Here is a 22,083-nt window from a genome sequence, read left to right as displayed (position 1 = left end):
GCAACCCTATTAAATTCAGATACCGGAGATTACGACGGCATTTCCAGCAGAGGCCTGAGGAAGGACTGCTCGAATTCGGCCGCCTTCACCGGCTTGCTGAACAGATACCCCTGGGCCTCATGGCAATGCTGCTGGCGCAGAAAGTGCAGCTGCTCCTTGTTCTCCACGCCTTCGGCGGTAACCTTGAGCTTCAAATGGTGGGCCATCGAGGTAATCGTAGAGACAATTGCAGCATTGTTGCTGTCCTCCATAACATCCGATACGAAGGAACGGTCGATCTTCAAGCGGTCAATCGGCATATTCTTCAGATAATGCAGCGAGCTGTAGCCTGTGCCGAAATCATCGATGCTGATGCATACGCCGAGTCTTTTGAGACGGTTCAATTGGTCGAAGGCGGTCTCCTTGTCCAGGGTCATACTCTCGGTAATCTCCAAATCCACGTAACAGGGATCTAGACCGATATCCTTCAGGATGGCATCAATTTTGCCGGCCAGATTAGGCTGCAGGAACTGGCGCATCGAGAGGTTAATAGACACGCAAATCGGATGATAGCCGGCATCCTGCCACATTTTATTCTGCAGACAAGCCGTCTTAAGCACCCATTCCCCAATGGGAACAATTAGCCCGCTCTCTTCAGCGATAGGAATGAAATCTACCGGAGAGACCAAGCCGCGTTTGGGATGGTTCCAGCGCAGCAGCGCCTCCATGCCGACAATCTCTTCTGTCTCAAGCAGCACCTGGGGCTGATAGACCAGATAGAACTCCCCCCGCTCCAGCGCCCGGCGCAGATCATTCTCCAGCTTGAGGCGTTCCTTCGCCTTCATCTGCATAGCCGGAATATAGCGGCGGATCTCCACCCCCTGCTCCTTGGCATTGTGCACCGCTGTGTCTGCATTCTGTATCAACTGCTCAGCCGTATCTCCGTCTCCGGGATAGATGCTTACCCCCAGACTAAGCGAAATATGGTATTCACCCGACTCCAGACCTACCGGCGTCTCGAACAGGCGCAGCAGCTCACCCGCCCGGACCAGACAATTCTCCAGCCCCGTACGCTCCGTCATCAGAAAAGCAAACTCGTCCGCCCCCATACTAAAGAGCTCTTCATTGACTTTAACCTCGTCCCCGATCCGCCGGGCAACCAGCTGCAGCAGCAAATCTCCCGCATAATGACCCAGGGAGTCATTGATATTCTTGAAATGGTTGATGTTCATAATGACCAGCCCGGAGAAGCCGCGGCTTTTGTCCTGCTCACTCTGGAGCACCACCTCTTCCATGCGCTGCATCAGGCGGCGTCTGTTCGGAAGACCGGTCAGCTCATCGTGGTACGCCAGATAATTAATCCGCGCTTCCGCCTGCTGGTTCTCCTGGAACGGCTCCTCAATCGTCAATCTGTAGACTCCGGTCAGCAGAAGATAATAGGCTGCTGCGCTGCTGAGCATTCCGAAGAGATAATCCAATTCTCCGACACTGAACAGATTCATGAAGAAGACCTGAGCCAGGGAGAAAAACACAAGGGAACGGATAATAATCAGCAGAGAAGCCGACTTTTCGCTTTTGCCCGGATAGATGATAATCGCAGCGCCAAGCAAATAGACGAACAGTATCGCCATGTTCATCAGATCTCTTGCCGTTTCTGCCCATGGTTCGTCCGCCAGCCCGGAGACAATCAGGTTGCCAAGACCAAACACAGCCAAAGACAGCAGAATCACCACAAAAGCATTCCTGAACACCTTCCCCTTGCTGCCGGTTCCTACAAGCTGGTCTTCTCTGCTGAAAATAAGCATGATCCCCAGTGCACTGGCCAACCGGGAGAACGTCAGAAGCCATAAGGACTGCCCCTGGCTAATATAAGGGGTGATTCCGGAAATACCTACAAACCCGAGTACATGCAGGAAGTCAAAAATGCTCACCCCCAGGAACAATGCAGAGGTGTACAGTCTGGCCTTGGATAAACTATTGGCGAACAGCAGCCAGCCCTGGGCGAAAATCGCAAAACCGAACGCGACAGTACAACAGCCCAAAATAAGGTAAAAGGCCATCAATAAATCCTTGTCCTCTATTTGGCCCAGCGGTGTACGAAAAATCTGGATCAGAAGGAATAGCGCAGCCCCCAGAATAGCCGCATGAATCGTCTTTCTCTCTTCTTGTCTCATAAGTCCCTCGCGTCTAAAAATAATATCTATAAAGTCAGATGGTTGTGTATGATGTCCTATGTATAAATATCGGCCAGACAGCTCCGTAAAGTTACATTGATCACCTACAATATTGTACGAAAGCAGCTCCGGCAGAAAAAAAGCACCTGCCTACAAATAGAGGCCGGTGCTTTCTCCTTCCAGACGGTTATTTGTCCCCGAAATTGACCTCAGGTGTTGTCAGTGTGTCATAGAAGTCAACCGCCTTATCTTTATCGGCCGAAGATCGCAGCGCCATTGCCGAGCGGGGATGCTCATCCAGCGTTCCTGTAATCATATACGGAATGATATAGCCCCACTCTTCCTTCTCCCGCAGAGGGATCATCAGGTTCTCAACGATATCCAGCACAGGACGGAGCGTATAATTCGTATTCTTCAGATGGGTAACCAGCAGCTCTGTAGGACAGTTGCCTGCGGCACGGCCCATCCCATAACAGGAAGCATCCAGCAGTTCTACCCCCTTCTCGGCTGCAATCAGCGTATTGGAGAAGGCCAGCTGAAGATTGTTGTGGGTATGCACACCGAGCCGCTTCTCCGGCAGATGTGTCTTGAACTTCTCTACCAGGTAATGAAAATCATTATGATCCAGGCTGCCGTAAGAATCCACGATATAGACTACATCAACTACGCTTTCGCGGATCTGCTCGAAGGCTTCCAGCAGCTCATTCTCCATTACATTGGACAGGGCCATAATATTAATGGTCGTCTCATAGCCCAGGTCATGGAACGTCTGCACCAGCTGAAGAGCCTTGTCCACATCCTTGCTGTAACAAGCCACTCGGATCAGATCAAGCATGCTCTCGCTGCGGGGCAGAATATCATTCTCGTCCACACGGCCGATATCGACCAGAGCCGACAGCTTCGTATGCCCCTTTTGCGGAATGACCTTGCGCAGGAAGTCATCATTCAAAAAGCGCCAAGGACCTGCACCCTCAGCCCCTTTGAGCAGCTTCGGCGAGTTCTTATATCCGATTTCCATATAATCAACACCGGCTTCATTCAGTCCGGCATATAATTTCTGAACAAATTCAATGCTAAAATCCCAGTTATTCACCAATCCCCCATCACGGATGGTACAATCGACAATTTTACTATGATTAGTCTTCACAATCTGTTCTCCCTTCGGGGTATCTCTTTAGTACTATGCTTATATTATCGTTCAATCATACTTTAATGAAGAAGATATTGTAAAGAAAATTTCAGCAATTTCCATATCGATTTTTGCGAACGGAAACAATGACATTAATCACAGAATAAATGGCAGAAAAATGCTACATTACAAGAAATCATTGAGATTGATTATCAGTCTCTTTCGGAGGGATAACAATGGCTTTAACATCCTGCTCCTTACTGCGTCTGCAACCAGGCTTTACCGGCTCCATTCAAAGAATCGAAGGCATGAACCCTATCTTGCGCCGCCGTCTGGCCGACCTGGGAGTATCTGAGGGTGTAATGATCCGTCTCAAGGGCAAAGGGCCTTTCATGGGTCCGATTACGCTTGAATGCAACGGTCAGCTATTTGCTATCCGGCGAAAAGAAGCAGCTATGATAGAGGTGAAGGTCTCATGAGCTCTATCGCACTTGTGGGGAATCCCAACACAGGGAAAACCTCACTGTTCAATACGCTCACTTCCTCCTACGAATATGTGGGGAACTGGGCAGGCGTTACGGTTGAGAAAAAGATCGGCAGCCTCAAGAACGGAGCCGGTAAGCTGATCGATCTGCCCGGAATCTACTCCCTTCATCCCCTCTCCCGCGATGAGGGCGTAGCTGCACAATATCTGATCGAAGAAACCCCCGAAGCGCTTATCAATATTGTCGATGCCTCGCAGCTGGAACGGAACCTGCTGCTTACCCTGCAGCTGCTGGAATACGGCAAGCCGACGATCCTCGGACTGAATATGACCGATGTCGCTAAGGCGCGCGGTATTCAGGTGAATCCCGACATCCTTAAGGAACGTCTCGGTGTCCCCGTACTGCCGCTGATTGCCCGGACAGGCAAGGGAACCAGTCAGGTGCTTAGCGTACTGGAGCAGCCCTCCCATATCCCGCCTATTACCTTCCAGTTGAATTATGGCGACATCGCTGAGGAAGCCATAACCTCCATTGTTGCACAATTGCAGAAGACCTCTGGTCTGCCTAATCTCCGCTGGGTGGCTCTGCAGCTGCTGGAGCAGAACCCGGTAATCCTTGAACTGCTCAAGAAGCGGATGGATATTTCCAGTTTGCTGCTGATCGCAGATGCCGCTCAGACCCGGCTGCAGCAGGAGAAGCTTGCACTCACTCTTCCCCAATGGATCCGCTCCGTCCGCATGGACTACATCCGGATGGTATGCGCTGACGCTATAGACTCTACCCTGCAAAAACCGCATAATCTGACCGAACGTCTGGATTCCATCCTTACCCACCGTTTTCTGGGACTTCCCCTGTTCATCGTCTTTATGTATGCCATGTTCAAAACTACCTTTGACTGGATTGGCGGGCCTTTGTCAGATCTCCTGGATGGCTTCATCGGCGGTCCGCTCAGCGATTGGACGAATTCGTTGCTGGGCGCCATCGGAGCTTCGGAATTCACGCACGCACTGATTGTTGATGGCCTCATCGGCGGTGTAGGCGGCGTGCTCGTATTTGTTCCACAGATCTTCATCCTGTTCCTGATGATCTCCTTCCTGGAGGATTCCGGGTATATGGCCCGTGTCTGCCTGCTGATGGACAGCACGATGGAGCGGATGGGATTGAACGGCAAGGCCTTCATTCCGTTCATTATCGGCTTCGGCTGCAACGTACCGGCGATTATGGCGGCCCGGAGCATTGAACAGCCCAAGGACCGGATGCTGACAACACTGCTAATGCCGCTGATGTCCTGTTCTGCCCGGCTTCCGGTATATCTGCTGTTCGCAGCGGTCTTCTTCCCTGCCCAGCAAGCCACAGCTGTACTCTCTATGTATGTATTGGGTGTTGTATTTGCCCTGATTCTGTGTAAGTTCTTCTCCAAATACCTGTTCAAAAATGAGACGTCTATCTTCATTATTGAGCTGCCTCCTTACCGGATGCCGCAGTTCAAGACACTGAGCCGCAGCACCTGGGAAAAGGGCAAAGGCTTCCTGCGCAAGGCAGGGACCATCATCCTGGCCGGCTCGGTTCTGATCTGGCTGATGTCCTATGCCGGTCCTGGCGGTCTCAATGTGGACATGGATCACTCCTTCCTGGCCAAATTCGGCGGCTTCATCGCCCCGCTGCTGCAGCCGCTCGGCTTCGGAACATGGCAGGCCGGTTCTACCCTGGTGCCCGGCTTCCTCGCGAAAGAGGTTGTGGTCTCCACAATGAACATCATCTACCATGCCCCGGATGCAGCAGGACTGGAAGGGCAAATTGCTTCAGTCTTTACACCGCTTAGCTCGATCAGCTTCATGGCCTTTATCCTGCTCTACATTCCTTGCCTGGCCACTGTCGGCGTTATCAAGAAGGAGACTGCGTCCTGGAAATGGACATTCTTCTCCATGGGTTACTCTCTGGCATTGGCTTATTCGGTGTCACTGGTGATCTATCAAGGAGGACGTTTGCTCGGATGGTCGTAGCCCCGCTGCAAGTCCAAGTTATTTTGAGAGGAAGCGATGACAGCAATGATCGTTAATATTGTGATTGTGGCGCTAATATTCGGGTATTCCGGCTGGATGATCTACCGTCATGTGCAGAAGGGCAAGCAGGGGGCCTGTGCGGGCTGTGACAAGGGCAAGACCTGTCCTGCAGCAGCGATGGATTCACCTTTGTCCTGCGGCAGTGCTACACTGGGCAGCAAGCGCTAGGATGCAGCTCTAGCGGATACGCTGGGTATTCTTTCGTTTAGAAACCTTGGCATGCGGGTATGTTAGTTATAAGCTTTTAACAACCAGACTATTGCCAAGGAGGAATAACCATGAACACCAAGAAGACTCTATTTACAACGGTAGCCCTGGGAGCCGCCTACTTGCTGAAGAATAAGAATACACGGGATAAAATTATGAATGGTGTCCAGTCCCTGACTGCCCAGATGAAGGCCCGTAAATAGGCTGCCATTCCAGCAGTTATGAGAAGCAGGATTCCAAGTGAACAAAGAGCCGCAGGTCTCAGGAAACTGAGAATCTGCGGCTCTTTGTCTGTCAGGGGCGATTCGGCTTAGGCTTCAGGGGAGCGGCGATCCGGTTCAGCGGCAGTGCTTAGCAGATATTCCAGCAAGGTGCGGACCATTACGCCAGTGGCCCCCTTAGGATTCGTTCCCCGTTCCGCAGACAGAAAGGCAGTCCCTGCAATATCGAGATGCACCCAGGGCAGCCCCTCGGCGAATTCTCCAATGAACAGTCCCGCCGTGCTGGCAGCACCATAACGCCCGGCAGCATTACGGAGATCCGCAACCTCACTTGTCAGCATCTCCCGGAATTCAGGATAGACAGGCAACGGCCAGATCTGCTCCCCCGACAGCCTGGAAGCCGCCAGAATCTCTTCCAGGAACGCTTGATCATTCGTTACGGCCCCTGTAGCCACATCTCCCAGAATCGACACCACAGCTCCTGTCAGCGTGGCTACGTCAATGATCCGCTGTACCCCCCACTCCCGGGCATAGGTAAGCGCATCTCCCAGAATGATCCGGCCCTCCGCATCGGTATTGATAATTTCAATTGTTCTTCCACTGAGGGTAGTAATGATATCGCCCGGTTTAAAAGCATTCGCTGCCGGCATATTCTCTGCCGCCGGAATCAGCATGACCACATTGACCTTGGGGCGCAAATGCCCCAGCGCATCCATAACCGCCAGGACGGCTGCGGCCCCGGCCATATCACTGAACATGCTCTCCATGCCCGGAGCCCGCTTCAGAGAGATGCCTCCAGTATCGAAGGTAATTCCTTTGCCGATTATGCCCACTGCGTTCTCCCATTGATTCGTTCCCTGATAGCGGATAACAATCATTCGGGGAGGATTCACACTGCCGCCGCCGACCGCAAGCAATCCGCCCATTCCCTTAAGCGCAAGCTCCCGTTCATCCAGCACTTCAGCCGGAAGACCGTGCCGTTCAGCGATTTCAATAGCGGCCACCGCAAGATCCGACGGAGTCAGCAGATTCCCCGGACGGTTCGTCAAATCACGGGCAAGGTTGGCAGCCTCCCCGAAAGCCTGCCCCCGCCTGATCCCTTGTCTCCAGGCTTCCTCTTCTGCTGCTTCGCTCTTGCCTTCCACACGCAGAAGTACCGCATCTATACCCGCGTAAGCTGCCTGTTCCAGCTTATATTGTCTTCTGCGGTACGACCCCAGAACTAGCCCTTCCGTGATGGCCTGGCCGGCTTCCTCTGCCTTCAGCGCCCCAGCCCGCCCGCCTAGTGCCGCCGGTACCTGCACAACGAGCGCCGCGGCCTTCAGCCTGTAAGCTGCCTTCGCGGTCTGTACCATCAGCTGCCGCAGCTCGTGCATACCCGTCAGGCCCTTTCCGCTTCCGGCCAGAATGACCACAGGCTGCCCGGGTTGCTCCAAGACCGGCAGGATATACACTTGCCCTTGCTTGCCGCTGAACAGCCCCGCTGCGGACAATAGGCGGACTCGTGCAGCCCAGTCCGCCGGAAGTCCTTCTCCCTGTGCCTGTGCCTCTGAGATTATTAGACATACAGCCTCTCCCCGCGCCATTGCTACACTGGCATCACTGCTCCATTCAAAAATCAAACCTCATCCCTCCGGCAGACGCAGATAAGGCTGATCTCCCGCACTTGTTCGTGCATTGCAGGAATCAGCCCTTACATATTGATTATAACCCGCATGCACTCCACTGAGAACAACGGGCTTAAGATAAGCATTAATGAGTAAGCGGAAGCGAAATGACGAACCGGGTTCCTTCATTCAGCCGGCTGCTGACCGAGATGCAGCCTCCATGATTCTTGATGATCCGGTCACTGACGGAGAGTCCGAGTCCCGTCCCATTCTCCTTTGTGGTGAAGAACGGATTGAACAGTCTGTCAAGCGTGCAGATATCCATTCCCTTTCCGTTGTCCGAGATGAAGATACGCACCTCTGTTCCTTCTTTACGTGCGCCTACCTCAATCCGGCCTACAGAATCATCCACCCGCTCCGAGATCGCTTCCATCGCATTTCTGATCATATTCAGCACAACCTGCTTCATTTGCTTAATATCCCCTGAGATGACCAGATCCTCCTGGAGCACCTGCAAGTTGATCTGGCAGCCCTTCATCAGCGCCTCGCTCTCTGTCAGCAGGACCACTTCCTTCAGCAAGGCAGAGACAGGAATCATGCTGATCTGCGGTACAGAAGGCTTGGAGGAAGTCAGAAATTCATGAATAATGTCATTGGCACGGTCAATCTCAGCTAATATAATCTTCGCATATTCTTCTTTGCCAAGCAGATGCAGATGGGGATGAAGCAATTGGATGAACCCCCGGATAGCCGTCAGGGGATTGCGGATCTCGTGGGCGATGGAGGCTGATAACCGGCCCAGCATGGCCAGACTGTCATTCTGGTAGGCCGTCTGTTCAATCAGCTTATAGTCAGAGATCTCTTTGAATGTGAACAAGTAGCTGCCCTTCATTTCCTCTCCGCTGGACAGGGTTGCGCGCCAATACCGTCCATATTCATCCACAAATTCATAGCTTGGCTTACCTTTGAGCACCATTTCACGATAACTCCGCAGAACCTGTTTCTTCTTGAAGCGGCTAAGCTGAATATGGGATAAAAGATGATGCAAGGTGCAGCCCAGAAGAGAGTGACGGTTAAGCTCCAGAATGCCATACATCTGCTTGTTGACGAAGGTCAGCACACCCTCATCATCAAAAAGCAGAATCCCGCTGTCGATGTGCTCCAGCACATCCTCAAATGTGGTATCCATCGGACCAGATTGAAACGTTCTTGCCGATAATAGCAAGCTTTCCTGATATTGGCTTATCACGATACGAAGTTCCCCCTTTTACTGCAATTGACGAAGACGCTTAAGCGACATCAAATTACTATGTATCTGAGTATATGACGAAGCCGCCAGAACATTCGAAAATCGTATTGTATTATCCAACCGTTTCAACTATATTCCAATCATATCCAAGAGAAGAAGACAACGCAATCAGAGAATCTGTCGAATGACAAAAATATTCTTAAAATGATTCTTAAGACACATTTAAGTGTGAGAGGAATGATTTATTTCCTGCAAATACATTGAAAAGAGCCCCCGCCATGGGCGGGAGCTCACTAATTTATAACATGACGGTGGCAGGGTCGAGACAGATGTTCAAGCCTTCTGCTGGAGCCGGTGACGCCGCTGGCTCATGACAGCCAGACGCTTCTTCAGCTCACGTTCCCATTTGGAGTCGCCGATCTGTTTGGCAACCGCCAGCAGGTCCAGCGACATATCGATCTGGCTGCGTATGATCGCCAGCGGGTCCTCGCTCTCCATATTGATGACGTTCTCGAAGATCGCTTCCTCTTCCTCCATCACATAATCCTGGAAATCCACATCCGTGACGCCGTCGCCATGGGCATATTCCGCCAGAATTTCATATTCATTCTCGACTTTGTAATGTACCTCTACCCGGTGGCATACCGGACAAAAAAGCAGGGGAACATTATGGACTTGCGTGCGATAATGCTTTAGGGTCCCCTTCGTTCCAACCATACTCGCTCCACAGCAAAAGCTCATTTTTGTTCACCCTCCTTGAGTGTTGTCGATGATTTGAATTCCTATTAGTATATTACAAAGCAGCGGGAGAGATTCCTCCCCTTACAAGCTATATATTAACCTTTATGCCCATTTTCAAACGTCTGTCCTTATCTCCATTAGAAACGGCTTTTCCGTCCTTTTAAAGGACGGTACCGTTTCAGCATTTACATTCTTATCTTTTTGCAAAAAACCTCCTTGAAGGGAGTAATGCTTCCCGCAAGGAGGTCCTCTTAGTATATCAAAGATCGCGGCTCATGAGGCCCGGAAGCTTACAGGTTCTTGTCGCCTGGTTTCCAGTTCATAGCGCACAGCCCGCCGGATTGGAGAGCCTGCAGTACACGCAATGTCTCTTCAACGCTGCGGCCCACATCATTGTGGTTAACAACCTGATACTTCAGCTCACCTTCTGGATCAATGATGAAGAGTCCGCGCAGCGCAATGCCCTCTTCTTCAATCAGGACGCCATAATCGCTGGCAACCTTCTTCGTGATGTCAGAAGCCAGCGGGAAGTTGATCTGGCCAAGACCGTTCATATCCTTAGGTGTAGACAACCAAGCCTTGTGGCTATGGATGGAGTCGATGCTCACACCGAGAATTTCTGTATCCAGCTCTGCGAAATCAGCAGCTGCATCACTCAACGCTGTAATTTCTGTTGGACATACGAAGGTGAAATCAAGCGGATAGAAGAAGAATACAAGCCATTTGCCGCGATAGTCGGACAAGCTTACCTTACCGAAATCCTTACCGTCGCCTGTTACTGTCTCCATGAAGAAGTCAGGAGCGGGTTTACCTACCAAACGTTCTGCCATTGCTTAAATCCTCCTTTTGATTATGTAAGAAAAACAGCTACCGGACCGTTGCCGGATGCAATATGCTTTTCTTGATTTTATGGGATGGTTACATTCATTCGGGTACAGAACAAATGTTATCATCGTACAAAATCAAAGTCAATATTACATTGATTACTTTTTTATAATAATTATAAATAAGCAATATTTTGTGAAGTTTTTCTCCAAAATAGAAGAATGTATAGGTTTCACGCTATACATTATCCTTCTATTTCTCGCTGAAACGGCTTCGCCGTCCTTTAAAAGGACGGCGAAGCCGTTTCCACTTGTTCTGCGTCAAAAGGGATACATGTGGTAGAACTAGGCTTTGCGGATAGCGGCTACAATCAGGTCGCCCATCTCCGTGGTGCTGATCGCCTTACTCTTATCAACTGCGATATCGCTTGTCCGGTGACCGGCATCCAGCACCTCCGCAACTGCGGCTTCAATGGCAGCGGCTGCATTCTCATAGCCGAAGGTCATGCGGAACATCAGTGCAAGCGACAGGATCGTAGCGATCGGGTTCGCCAGCCCCTGTCCGGCAATGTCAGGCGCGGAGCCGTGAACCGGCTCGTAGAGGCCGTAGCTGCCTTCTCCCAGTGAAGCGGAGGCCAGCATGCCGATGGAGCCTGTCAGCATCGCTGCTTCATCGCTCAGGATATCACCGAACATATTCTCGGTCACGATGACATCGAAGCTCGAAGGACGGCGCAGCAGCTGCATCGCACAGTTATCCACCAGCACATGCTCAACTTCAACCTGCGGATATTCCGGCGCCAGTCTGTTCACCACTTCACGCCACAGACGGGAGGTCTCCAGGACGTTGGCTTTGTCAACACTCGCCAGCTTGCCCCGGCGCTTCCCGGCAATCTCGAACGCCTGGCGTACGATCCGCTCCACCTCAGTGACGTTGTAGACACAAGTATCTACCGCTTCTTCGCCATGCTCGCCCTGGCGGCGCAGCTTGTCCCCGAAGTAGATCCCGCCTGTCAATTCACGTACGACCATCAGGTCTGTTCCTTCCAGTACCTCCGGCTTCAGCGTCGAAGCATCCTTCAGACAATCGAAGACCACCGCCGGACGCAGATTGGAGAATAGGCCAAGCGCCTTGCGGATACCCAGCAGTCCGGTCTCCGGACGCAGCTCCTTCGGATTGTTATCCCACTTCGGTCCGCCTACGGCTCCAAGCAATACAGCATCGGCACTGCGGCAGATTTCAAGCGTATCCTCAGGCAGCGGAGTTCCGCGTTCATCAATGGCGATTCCGCCGAACAGGGCGTGCTCCGTTTCAAATGTATACCCGAACAGCTCTTCCGTTCTTTTCAATACCTTTTCCGCTTCCGCCACAACTTCAGGTCCGATACCGTCCCCGGCAATTACGGCGATTTTTTTGACCTCGCTCATTCCTGTCACTCCTTAGGTAGTCCTGCTGGTCGCAGACATAGTTCTTCTGTATATTGTTGTATCATAACGAAGGACAAAGGACAAAGATATAGATTCTATCACGTTCATAGATATAGCCTATAAGTGAAGCGGAGCGTGAATTTGCCCTTGTCCCGCCAATTGATTACAATTAATGGGCAGGTGAAATTATCGGATCTCTAATCATATGGAAGAGGAGTGATCTTAAGATGCAATACGCGAAGCTTGGCAAGTCTGGTATGAAGGTAAGCCGCCTCTGTCTGGGAACGATGAACTTCGGTCCCATCACCGACGAGAAGGAAGCCTTCCGGATTATGGATGCGGCGCTGGACGCGGGAGTCCAGTTTTTTGATACCGCCAATGTGTATGGCTGGGGTGAGAATTCGGGTCTGACTGAGACCATTATCGGCCGCTGGTTCAAGCAGGGCGGCGGACGCCGTGAGAAGGTTGTCCTGGCGACCAAGGTCTACGGAGCGATGAGTGACAAGCTGGATGGACCCAATGATGAAGGCGGCCTCTCTTCCTACATTATCCGCCGTCATCTGGAGGGCTCCCTGCAGCGTCTGCAGACCGATCACATCGAACTGTACCAGATGCACCATATCGACCGTAACGTGTCCTGGGACGAGCTGTGGGGCGCCTTCGAGCTTGCGGTCAGCCAAGGCAAGATCGGCTACACCGGCTCCAGTAACTTCGCCGGCTGGGATATTGCCGTTGCCCAGCAGGAGGCGAAGGCCCGAGGGTTCCTTGGACTGGTATCCGAGCAGCATAAATACAGCCTGACCTGCCGTCTGCCGGAGCTTGAGGTTCTGCCTGCCGCGCAGCATCTGGGCCTTGGCATTATTCCGTGGAGTCCGCTTGACGGGGGACTGCTTGGCCGCAACGCGCTGAAGAAGATTGAGGGCAGCCGCAGCGGCGGCAACGCGGAGCGGGTAGAGCAGCACAAGAAGCAGCTTGAGGCCTTTGCGGAGCTAAGCCTGGAGTTGGGCGAGCCGCAGGATAATATCGCTCTGGCCTGGCTGCTGGCGAATCCTGCCGTCACAGCGCCAATCATCGGACCGCGTACGCTGGAGCAATTCGAGAGCGCGCTGCGCAGCCTGGAGGTTGTTCTGGACGAATCCGTGCTGAAGCGTCTGGATGAGATTTTCCCCGGACCCGGCGGTGCGGCTCCGAAGGCATATGCATGGTAATCAGGACTAACTGGCTGCAGCCCGCATAATCCTCCCCGAAATCATTTCTTCACTTACAATAAGGAGCTGTTCACCAGTACGTTATACTGGTGAACAGCTCTTTATGCTTCTATGTCTTTTATTGTGCAGTATCCACTGTTATAGAACCATTGCTGGTGGACAAGGTGACCTCATGGGTGCCTTTTCCAAGTACAGCCGTTCCATGGTCCTCATCGTCGCCGCCCCAGTCCACGTTGCCTTTAAGCGATCCGTTACTGGTATCTGCCGTAATCTTGGCATCCGTTACCGCCGGAAGACCCAAGACAATCTTGCCGTTGCTGGATTTCAGCTCCCATGCACCCGTGATTGCCGAATTGACTGTAATCTTGCCGTTGCTGCTTCTGGCCGACACAGCGCCGTCAATATTCCCCAGCGTAATCGCACCGTTCGAGCTAACCAGGTCTGCTCCGCCCTGTACATTCTTTACCGTCAGCGTGCCGTTGCTGCTGTTAGCCTTCACACCGCCGGAGACATCATGGATATCCATCGTTCCGTTACTCGTATCCACATTAATGCCTGCGGCCAGCCCCCCGGCTTCGATGGAACCGTCACTGGTCTCTACCTGAGCGGCCAGATCCTGCGGAATGCTGACATTCAGATATGGTGCATTGTTGTTGAAGCCGATCTGGATATTGGAGAGCCAGCCAGAATCTCCCTCCAGCTCCATCACAAGCGTGTCGCCCTCGGCCGTCACTTTCCATTTACGCTCCAGAGCACTCGCCGCTTCATTGTCTGTATTGCCCGGTAACTCAAGTTTTCCTTCATATGCAAGCGTGTTCCCATCCACACCCTGAAGCTTAACCTTGCCTTGGGGCAGATTAATCCGCACGTTCTTAATATCCTGCTGCACTTCTACCTTCCCGTTCACCGGCACCAGCTTGGTGTTGCCGAAGATACTGCTCAGCGATCCTCCGGCTAACACCGTCTGTGCCCCGCTTGCCGCGATAAGCACAATGATCAGCAGAATAGCCCAGCCGCTTACCCGGCTTTTGACATCGGATTTAATGAAGAGCCTAAGCAGCATCTCCAGGCCGAACAGGACAAGCAGGGCCGGCCAGATATAGCCCAGCACATCATACGTGACTACACCATACTGAGCCATGACTACAATAACTCCTACTATTATGCACCCTATTGCGGCGGTAAAGCTGCCGATTTTCCATCTCCCCATCCTTTAATTCCCCATTTCACTATACTTTTGAATTATTCTTCAGCATTCTGAATCCATACCCGATCAAGGCAAGCGACAGCAGAATCGCTCCGATGTTCATATCGTTCAAAATCTCCCACAGTGCGGGAAATGCAGTGATGAGCAGCAGCAGGATGCCCGCGATAACACACCCTATACCAACCCATACCGGATTAACATCATCATGCGGGTACATCGGGGGCGCAGACATTCCCATCGACCAGGGTGCTCCAAAGCTATCGGGATGGAACATCATCCGCTCATGCTCGGCAGCCGATACCTTCATCCAAGCCGCCTTTTGCAGCGCATCGAATAATTGGTAGAACCAGAGCGCAGCAAGCGCGAACGGAAATACAGCAGGCATGGACGGAATGAATATAATACAGAGCGATGCTCCTATCATATACTCCAGCCCCATTTTTTTAAAGCCTAGATACATGTGGCCCAGTCCCGGAACCATAGCCAGGAGAAACGTGAGCCAGCGTCTTTTCTTAATCATATGTTACCCTCCCAAAAGTTTTGTTGAAATAAAATAGATAACCGGCGAAGCCGCTATGGAATTATTTATTGTTACCTTGCGGGCCGAACCAGGAGCTGACCGATGTGGACATATGCCCGTTGATTTCAGTGATGCCATAGGCCAAATTCTCAAATACGCCAAGCTGCAGCAGGAGAAACGTCAGTCCGACCGCCACGCCATAATGCATCCAGGAGGTTCTCCGGGTCGTGCGCCGTCTGGTCATGGTGGGTTTCACAATCCGTTCTCTGCGCCCGTTCTCCAGTTGGCCGATCCTTGCCATAACATCCCCAGTCAAATCAGGAAAGTCATGCGGCAACACGGGCTCCTGACCGTTAAGATCCAGCCCGGCTTCCATCTCGCTCCACATCGCCGCAAGCCCGCGTGCCTCCTCCAGCCATTCCGCGCAGCCGGGACAGGTCAGGGTATGCAGATAGATGGCCTGCTGGGCCTCTGGTGACAACTGTCCATCTATATAATGCGGCATCCACTCTTTTACTGTTGAACAATTCATCGCCATTCCTCCCCGCTTTTGCGCATCATCTGTCTGGCCCGATAGAGCTGCGATTCAACCGTTTTAACCGAAATTCCTTTTTGATCAGCTATCTCCTGATACGAGTGTCGCTGAAAATAGTACAGCTGCACAACCGACCGGTACGGTTCCGCCAGACTATTCAGGTTCTCACCCAGCTCACGGGATGCCTCCTTGCGAAGCACTGCCTGTTCAGGTGTCTGTGAAGTCACCCAGTCATTCTCTGTGTAATCTGCTGCACTCCGGTGCCGCCATTCCCGGTCATTGGCCCGTTTCCAGTCCAGGCAGGTGCGGTAAGCAATCCGGTACAGCCAGGTGGAGAAGGAAGACTGTCCTCTGAAGGTGGGAAGGGCTTTATAGGCTTTGATGAAGACTTCCTGAGCCATATCCTTGGCAGACTCGGCTTCTCCTGTAATTTTGATGCATACACTATATACCATGCCTTGATAACGGGTCACCAGATTCCCGAAGGTCTGATGCTCGCCGCTTAGCACAGCTTTGATCCACTCCGTCTCTTCCAAGTCTTTCTTCCCTCCTTCAGCTACATAACGTTAGACGCCTGGCTTTAAGGTTCCCCTGCATGGTTTTCTAAATTATTTTAGAATAGCAGCATTTCTATTCAAAAATCAGCCTCAAGCGCAAGTACAGAGGGAGGATAACCCACTTTCTTGTCGAATTACCCTTAAACAGCCTATGACAAGACAACATTCCTTTATGAAGTGGTGGGATAGATATGATTCAGGCCTTGCTGGTAGATGATGAACGGCTTGCTCTTATGAAGCTGAAAATGATGCTGGAAGAACTGACAACTATAAATGTAATCGCTGCTTATACTGATCCCTCCGAGGCGGTCAATGCAGCTCCGCTGCTACGCCCTGATGTGATTTTCCTCGACATTGATATGCCTGAGATGAATGGCGTCCAGGCTGCGGAGGCTATGCAAAGGCTGTGCCCGCAGGCAAGTATCGTATTTGTGACTGCTCATAACAGCTATGCTATCGAGGCATTCGAGCTGTATGCACTCGACTATGTCCTGAAGCCTGTACAACGGGGCCGTCTGCTCAAGACCATTGAGCGGCTGGAAGAGCGTGTCAGCCAGGCACAGGAGGATTCCCGCAAGCCTAAGCAGACGGTCATGATCCGCAGCTTCCAGTCTTTGAGATTTGAACGAAGCGGCCAACCGCTGCCCAATATCCGCTGGCGCACCTCCAAGGCACAGGAATTATTCGCTTATTTATTTCATAACCGCAACCGGTTCGTAAGCAAAGATACCTTAACCGATCTGCTGTGGCCCGATTTCAATCTCAAGAAGGCCTCCACTCATCTTTATACAACGATTTATCAGGTTCGGCAATGCCTAAAGCAGGCAGAGATTGATCTGCAGATCAGCAATGCCAGTGGAGGAGAAGGCTACACCCTGGAGACCGGCAGCCTGCTGATAGACAGCTACGAATGGGAGAAGGGCATTCTGACTCAAGATGCCATCAATAAGGACAACTATGAGGAGCATCAGCGGTTGTTCGATTTCTATTCGGGGGACTATCTGAGCGATTACGATTACCTCTGGGCGGAAGGGGAACGGCAGCGTCTGCGGACCATCTGGCTGCATCACGCCATGAATATCGCCGAATTCTATGTCAGCAGCGGCCGGATACCGGAAGCAGTAACCGTGTACCAGAGGGTGGTGCAGCTCCAGCCTTATTTTGAACAGGGGCATCTCGGGCTGATGAAGGTCTACGACAGCATCGGGGAGCGTTCAGCAGTAGAGGAGCAATATCATACTCTGACGGCATTACTGAAACGGGAGCTCGGCGTGAAGCCCCCCGCGAGTATTAAGCGCTGGTATGAGGAATGGAAGCATCTTAACCTCAGAAGTATGTGATTCTCCGTAAATAGAAACGGCAATGCTGACCTTTCAGGGGACGGCATTATTTCAGCGACTTTATATTTCTAACAGCAAAGACACCCGCAGCCTGCTGCGGGTGTTTTTGTGTACACGGCCATATTAGCTTGTTAGTGCTTGATGAGGTGTACTCTCCTACATCTTTTTACGGGCATTGAATCTTCTGGCCAGTACAGCACCCAGAATGATCAATCCGCCGCCAGTCAGATACAGCGGGAGAGGACTTTCTTCTCCGGTCTGTGGAAGCTTGCCGGGAAGTCCGCTGTTGTTGCCTTTGTCAGTTGGCTCAGTAACCGTGCCCTTAGGCACTTCATCAACACCAACTTCAATTGTAATCTCTTCCTCATTGCCGTCTTCATCTGTAACGACAATCGTGAATTTATCCTTGCCGGTGTAGCCTGGATCTGGAGTATACGTCCATTTGCCATCCGGTGTGATAGTTACCGTACCATGCGCCGGCTCTTCGCCGATGCTAGGGATGCCTCCCAGCGGGATTTCGCCGTCGATAGGCACTTCTTCAATCGTAGTCACCTGTGTGGCTTGCGGCGTTGGAGTGCTGACCGTTCCAGGCTGGGCCGGTGTTACTGCTGGCGTAACTGCCGGTGTAGCTACAGGTTCTGTTGTAACCCCAGGTGTACTTGAAGCAGCCGGAGTCCCCGTTGGCGCTGGCGTTACCGATGGTGTCGGCGTTGGTGTACCGACAACTCCAGGAATGGTGGATGGTCCAGGTGTCGGTGTATAGTAGACCGGCGGTGATGTTGGTACTGTAACTGGTGTTGGCGTTGCTGTTGGTTCTGTCGTTGGTACTGTAGTCGGTGTTGCTGTTGGTGCTGTAGTCGGTGTTGCTGTTGGTGCTGTAGTCGGTGTTGCTGTTGGTGCCGTAGTCGGTGTTGCTGTTGGTGCCGTAGTCGGTGTTGCTGTTGGTGCTGTAGTCGGTGTTGCTGTTGGTGCCGTAGTCGGTGTTGCTGTTGGTGCCGTAGTCGGTGTTGCTGTTGGTGCCGTAGTCGGTGTTGCTGTTGGTGCCGTAGTCGGTGTTGCTGTTGGTGCCGGTGTTGGCGTTGCTGTTGGCGTTGGTGTTGCTGTCGGCGCCGGTGTTGGCGTTGCTGTTGGCGCCGGTGTTGCCGTCGGCGACGGTGTTGGCGTTGCTGTCTTCTGGTTTTTCACTGTCATAACCGTTTCCAGTGTAGAATCAAAATTTACCGGATAGCGGGTAGGATTAAGGATATAACCGGCTGGTGCAGTAATTTCCTGCAATGTATAGGTCCCCGGCCATAGATTATTAAAGTTAATTTCACCCTTAGAATCTGTTGTGAGTGTGTTAAAGACAGTCTCTGTTCCCCCAGCCTTACGATAAAGTGCAAATGTAGCACCGCTTAGCTTAAGTGAAGGATTAGTCGAATCCTCTTTAACAACCTTCAGATTTTTTCTGCTGCCTGTTCCTACGCCGTCTGCGTCTGACAGTGCAACCGTAACTTCCTTGCTGGTTTGTTTGGTAATTGTAGTGGAGTTTTCACCACTGATTGAGACATGATTGGACACTTTTTGCCCATTATTGGCTACAATCAGAGACTCATATTCCAAAATATAAGGTTTCTCTATAGGAGCCTTGAAAGTGAGTACAAACTGTTGTTTACCAAGATCAGGGTCTGTAGTGATGACTAGATCATAATCTGTTCCCTTAGTTAGCGGTGTAGAGACCTTACTAACAGTACCTCCAGAATTAACTGTAGTAGCGTACAGTTTGAACGAATCCGGAATAAGGATTTGATTATCGCTCGGATCATCTACTATTTTGGCTGACTCAATGTAAGACTGATTGTGGTTAATATTCACAGTCCATTTAATATTCAAATTGTTCTGTGTCCCAGACTTTGTAACATATTCGCCGGCTTTGGGAATCGTCACTGAAGCCTTTAGATCTTTTGACTCCGGTTTTGTACCACTATACAGGTTGGCAGTATTGTTCAACGTTGATGTATTAGTCAATTGGCCTTTAAGACTTGTTTTAAAAGTAATAACATAACCCGTTGTGATTGTTTTTGTAAAATCTATTTGTAGTTCTTTGCTCGTTTCGTTATAGGTAACATTGTAATCTGTATCCAGAGCAAGCTTAATTGATCCTTTGGAGTAACCACCATCTTCATTGACATTCATAGTGTGAATTTCTACAGAAGATGGAACGAATTTTTGATTATCCTGCAATGTATCTGTTACTTTAGCATTTGCAAGTGAATACCGGTTATAATTCACCCCAACCGTCCAAGTAATTTCCTTTTCTTGTGCATTGTAGTCTCCACTCTTATAACCATTGGCTTTCTCTGCTGATTTAGGATTAAAGTTTGCCGTTACAGTTTTTGTTTTAAGAACCGTGGATCCTGGATAATTCCATTCCACAGTCGCTTTATTCTCAAAATCAGCATCCTTTGTGAGCCAATCATAATTCAGCCACTTATTATCATAATAAGTATCATAAGTTATCGTATAAGGTCCACTAATTGGTGAACTAAATACAACATTAAAACCTGTAGTATTGACTAGATTCTCAATAGTATAACCTGTGGTAATTGTTGATGTACCTTGTTTAACAATAATAGTTCCGGGAATAATCTCGAGACCTTTATTGGTGAAAATATCCTTAACCACTACATTCTCCATCGGATAGCTGTCACCATTAATAGCCACTGTCCAAGTAACTTTTTTGCTATTGTAGTTTACCTTTGCAGACTTATTAATAATGACCTGACCAATATCATTAACTCCAGTTACAGTCGTAGATCCGGATGTAACCGAGTTGGTAATAGTCTCCGATCCCTCAACTCGATTGATCGCCTTTGTCTGATATTTAATTTGGTAGGCACTGTTGATGTTTTCATTGAATTTCAGTTCAAATCCGTTCTTCCCAGGCTGGGTTGCAGGAGTAACCGTATAATTATTAATCTCAGTACTTCCAACAGTTCCTGCCGCATCTGTCAGGAAATTCACCGGAAATACTTTTACGGAACCCTCTACCAATTGCTGTGAGTTATTGAAGTAATCCTTTAACACGGCATCATCTTTAAGAACCGATGACTCGTTATAGTTATAATTGATCTCCCAGTAGGTTACCTGAGTTGCGGAATTATAATTAGATGATTTTTTGCTCAGATAAGCTCCTCTAGAAACATTCACTGTCGCTGATGCAGGAACAGCCTGTAAGTTTGTTCCACTGAATGAAGCATTATTCGTGAAGCTTGTTTTAGTTGCATCCGTGATATCGGTAGTGAATTGAACACGATAAGCGCTTGTGATTGGCGATTCATTAAATGCGACCTTCAGATCACCCGAAGGAGTCGTAACTGAATACTTGGAGTTTGAAATTTCTGACCCCTGTGTAACTGATCCGTCTAGTTTCACATTCAGATCATATACTTTAACATCCAGTGGATTAGTCAAAGTAAGACCTGCAGGAATAGTATCAAGGACATTAGCTCCATAGACACTGTCCAATACTTTATTTACATCGACACTCCAAACAATTTGTTTAGCATTTACATTATTTGCGTTAGTTCCTTTAGGAACACCGCGTTTAGAGATTGTCGAGTCTACCTTAGGCTCGAAAGTAATAGTAACGGTCTGATTGCCGCCGTCTACAGGGAAGACAATCGTCTGTACTGTTGTTTCGGTGAATTTGCTCATATCAAAGGAGGTTTTAATTGTAAAGGAACCATGCACTCCGAAGAATTTATCAACATCATTGCCCAAAGTCATTACAACCTTATTCGGGCTGCCTTTAAGTACATCAAAGGATCCCAAATTCATTCCATCCGCTACAAGTGCTACATTTTTAATATCTGAAGCGAGTACAAATTTATCAGGCAAATCAAAGGAGTAAGTATCTCCCCCTTTATAATTATGGTTATCGGGAAGCTCCCAATTATAAGTCAGCTTGACTTCAGCCCCCTGCTTGTAGACAACATCCGTTACAGGAACACCATTATCATAGACTGACATAGTCACACTTGTAATTAGTGGATCTGTTATCTCCGTCCCATCCGCCTTAACCTTCGTCATGAACCCGAAACCGTTGGCAAACTGTGTAATCAGCATTACAACAACCAACCAGGCGCCTATCGTCTTTCTTTTCATATTGTTATACCCTCTCTCTTTCTGCTTAATGAACATTCCAGCTTGCTTTGCCATTCACCCAGTCCGCTTCCTTCTTCCCGATCGTCCCCCTGTCGCTAATATGTATGTGGGCCTTCAATTTCGCGTTTACTGTACTTCCGTAACTCTACTTCCTGCCTCTGAACAATTTCTGAACAGATTATGAGATAAATCATAGATAACTTAAAAATAAAATATTTTTATCGACAAAAAAGTGGTTTCAAACGCAGATAATGAGGAATCAGCCTTGGATTATGAACTATTTTTCATTTTTTCGACTCATCTTGTTCATTCTTTTCATTCAAAAACTTGTTTCAAATCCTCTATAACTGGATTCAAAACCAAAATTCTCAGCGCAAAAAAATTTCAGCAAATTTTTGAACAAAAAAAGAAGCCGCCCCGGACCAATCGTACTGGTCCAGGGAGGCTTCTTTTATATAACTGA

At 50.1% G+C, this 22,083-nt stretch carries 18 protein-coding genes; 6 read left to right on the top strand and 12 right to left on the bottom strand.

What is annotated here, in order from left to right; translation table 11 throughout:
* Positions 1 to 29 precede the first annotated feature (29 nt).
* A complete protein-coding gene (locus NST04_RS29865; protein ID WP_341187478.1) occupies positions 30 to 2,153 on the bottom strand; it encodes a putative bifunctional diguanylate cyclase/phosphodiesterase in 2,124 nt (707 codons plus the stop codon).
* A 187-nt stretch (positions 2,154 to 2,340) separates the two neighbouring features.
* Positions 2,341 to 3,300, bottom strand: coding sequence for an aldolase catalytic domain-containing protein (locus tag NST04_RS29860; protein ID WP_179090501.1), 960 nt, complete (start codon positions 3,298 to 3,300; stop codon positions 2,341 to 2,343).
* A gap of 218 nt (positions 3,301 to 3,518) precedes the next feature.
* Here NST04_RS29860 and NST04_RS29855 point away from each other — a divergent pair, with 218 nt between their 5' ends.
* The 4 genes from NST04_RS29855 to NST04_RS29840 all read left to right on the top strand — a co-directional run bounded on the left by NST04_RS29855 (position 3,519) and on the right by NST04_RS29840 (position 6,240).
* The gene (locus NST04_RS29855) at positions 3,519 to 3,761 is read left to right on the top strand and encodes a FeoA family protein (protein WP_341187477.1); all 243 of its coding nucleotides are present in this window, start codon (positions 3,519 to 3,521) and stop codon (positions 3,759 to 3,761) included.
* Positions 3,758 to 5,770, top strand: a complete 2,013-nt coding sequence (gene feoB, locus NST04_RS29850) for a ferrous iron transport protein B (protein ID WP_341187476.1) — start codon at positions 3,758 to 3,760, stop codon at positions 5,768 to 5,770. Before NST04_RS29855 ends, feoB begins: the two co-directional genes overlap by 4 nt.
* Before the next feature lie 45 nt (positions 5,771 to 5,815).
* A complete protein-coding gene (locus NST04_RS29845; protein ID WP_341187475.1) occupies positions 5,816 to 5,998 on the top strand; it encodes a FeoB-associated Cys-rich membrane protein in 183 nt (60 codons plus the stop codon).
* A gap of 110 nt (positions 5,999 to 6,108) precedes the next feature.
* A complete protein-coding gene (locus tag NST04_RS29840; RefSeq protein WP_256707444.1) occupies positions 6,109 to 6,240 on the top strand; it encodes a hypothetical protein in 132 nt (43 codons plus the stop codon).
* A gap of 107 nt (positions 6,241 to 6,347) precedes the next feature.
* Here NST04_RS29840 and NST04_RS29835 read toward each other — a convergent pair whose 3' ends face one another.
* The 5 genes from NST04_RS29835 to leuB all read right to left on the bottom strand — a co-directional run bounded on the left by NST04_RS29835 (position 6,348) and on the right by leuB (position 12,107).
* Positions 6,348 to 7,880, bottom strand: a complete 1,533-nt coding sequence (locus NST04_RS29835; protein ID WP_341187474.1) for a leucyl aminopeptidase — start codon at positions 7,878 to 7,880, stop codon at positions 6,348 to 6,350.
* Between the two features lie 130 nt (positions 7,881 to 8,010).
* A complete protein-coding gene (locus NST04_RS29830; protein ID WP_036727689.1) occupies positions 8,011 to 9,114 on the bottom strand; it encodes an ATP-binding protein in 1,104 nt (367 codons plus the stop codon).
* Between the two features lie 333 nt (positions 9,115 to 9,447).
* On the bottom strand, positions 9,448 to 9,855 hold the full coding sequence (locus NST04_RS29825; protein WP_036727687.1) for a hypothetical protein: 408 nt from the start codon (positions 9,853 to 9,855) through the stop codon (positions 9,448 to 9,450).
* A gap of 290 nt (positions 9,856 to 10,145) precedes the next feature.
* The gene (locus NST04_RS29820) at positions 10,146 to 10,685 is read right to left on the bottom strand and encodes a peroxiredoxin (RefSeq protein ID WP_036727686.1); all 540 of its coding nucleotides are present in this window, start codon (positions 10,683 to 10,685) and stop codon (positions 10,146 to 10,148) included.
* 339 nt (positions 10,686 to 11,024) lie between these two features.
* Positions 11,025 to 12,107, bottom strand: coding sequence for a 3-isopropylmalate dehydrogenase (gene leuB, locus NST04_RS29815; RefSeq protein WP_341187473.1), 1,083 nt, complete (start codon positions 12,105 to 12,107; stop codon positions 11,025 to 11,027).
* Positions 12,108 to 12,334: 227 nt separating this feature from the next.
* Here leuB and NST04_RS29810 point away from each other — a divergent pair, with 227 nt between their 5' ends.
* Positions 12,335 to 13,315, top strand: a complete 981-nt coding sequence (locus NST04_RS29810) for an aldo/keto reductase (RefSeq protein WP_036696143.1) — start codon at positions 12,335 to 12,337, stop codon at positions 13,313 to 13,315.
* Positions 13,316 to 13,433: 118 nt separating this feature from the next.
* Here the strand turns inward: NST04_RS29810 and NST04_RS29805 are convergent, their stop codons facing one another.
* The 4 genes from NST04_RS29805 to NST04_RS29790 form a co-directional block, all read right to left on the bottom strand.
* The gene (locus NST04_RS29805) at positions 13,434 to 14,525 is read right to left on the bottom strand and encodes a LiaF transmembrane domain-containing protein (protein ID WP_341187472.1); all 1,092 of its coding nucleotides are present in this window, start codon (positions 14,523 to 14,525) and stop codon (positions 13,434 to 13,436) included.
* A gap of 19 nt (positions 14,526 to 14,544) precedes the next feature.
* A complete protein-coding gene (locus NST04_RS29800; protein ID WP_341169764.1) occupies positions 14,545 to 15,042 on the bottom strand; it encodes a hypothetical protein in 498 nt (165 codons plus the stop codon).
* A 61-nt stretch (positions 15,043 to 15,103) separates the two neighbouring features.
* The gene (locus NST04_RS29795) at positions 15,104 to 15,574 is read right to left on the bottom strand and encodes a zf-HC2 domain-containing protein (RefSeq protein WP_341187471.1); all 471 of its coding nucleotides are present in this window, start codon (positions 15,572 to 15,574) and stop codon (positions 15,104 to 15,106) included.
* Positions 15,571 to 16,113 (bottom strand): RNA polymerase sigma factor, encoded by a 543-nt coding sequence (locus tag NST04_RS29790; RefSeq protein ID WP_341187470.1) that lies wholly within the window; start codon positions 16,111 to 16,113, stop codon positions 15,571 to 15,573. The genes NST04_RS29795 and NST04_RS29790 overlap by 4 nt, the downstream gene beginning before the upstream one ends.
* A 212-nt stretch (positions 16,114 to 16,325) precedes the next feature.
* Here NST04_RS29790 and NST04_RS29785 point away from each other — a divergent pair, with 212 nt between their 5' ends.
* Entirely contained in the window at positions 16,326 to 17,474 is a 1,149-nt protein-coding gene (locus NST04_RS29785) for a response regulator (RefSeq protein ID WP_341187469.1), read from the top strand.
* A gap of 156 nt (positions 17,475 to 17,630) precedes the next feature.
* Here the strand turns inward: NST04_RS29785 and NST04_RS29780 are convergent, their stop codons facing one another.
* Positions 17,631 to 21,674: a collagen binding domain-containing protein gene (locus NST04_RS29780; RefSeq protein WP_341187468.1), complete on the bottom strand. Its 4,044-nt coding sequence runs from the start codon at positions 21,672 to 21,674 to the stop codon at positions 17,631 to 17,633.
* Positions 21,675 to 22,083 lie beyond the last annotated feature (409 nt).

The organism is Paenibacillus sp. FSL H7-0756 (assembly GCF_038006765.1).
Taxonomy (GTDB): Bacteria; Bacillota; Bacilli; order Paenibacillales; family Paenibacillaceae; genus Paenibacillus_AQ.
Note: the sequence above shows the minus strand (reverse complement) of the source record. Positions and strands in the feature narration are given on the sequence as shown.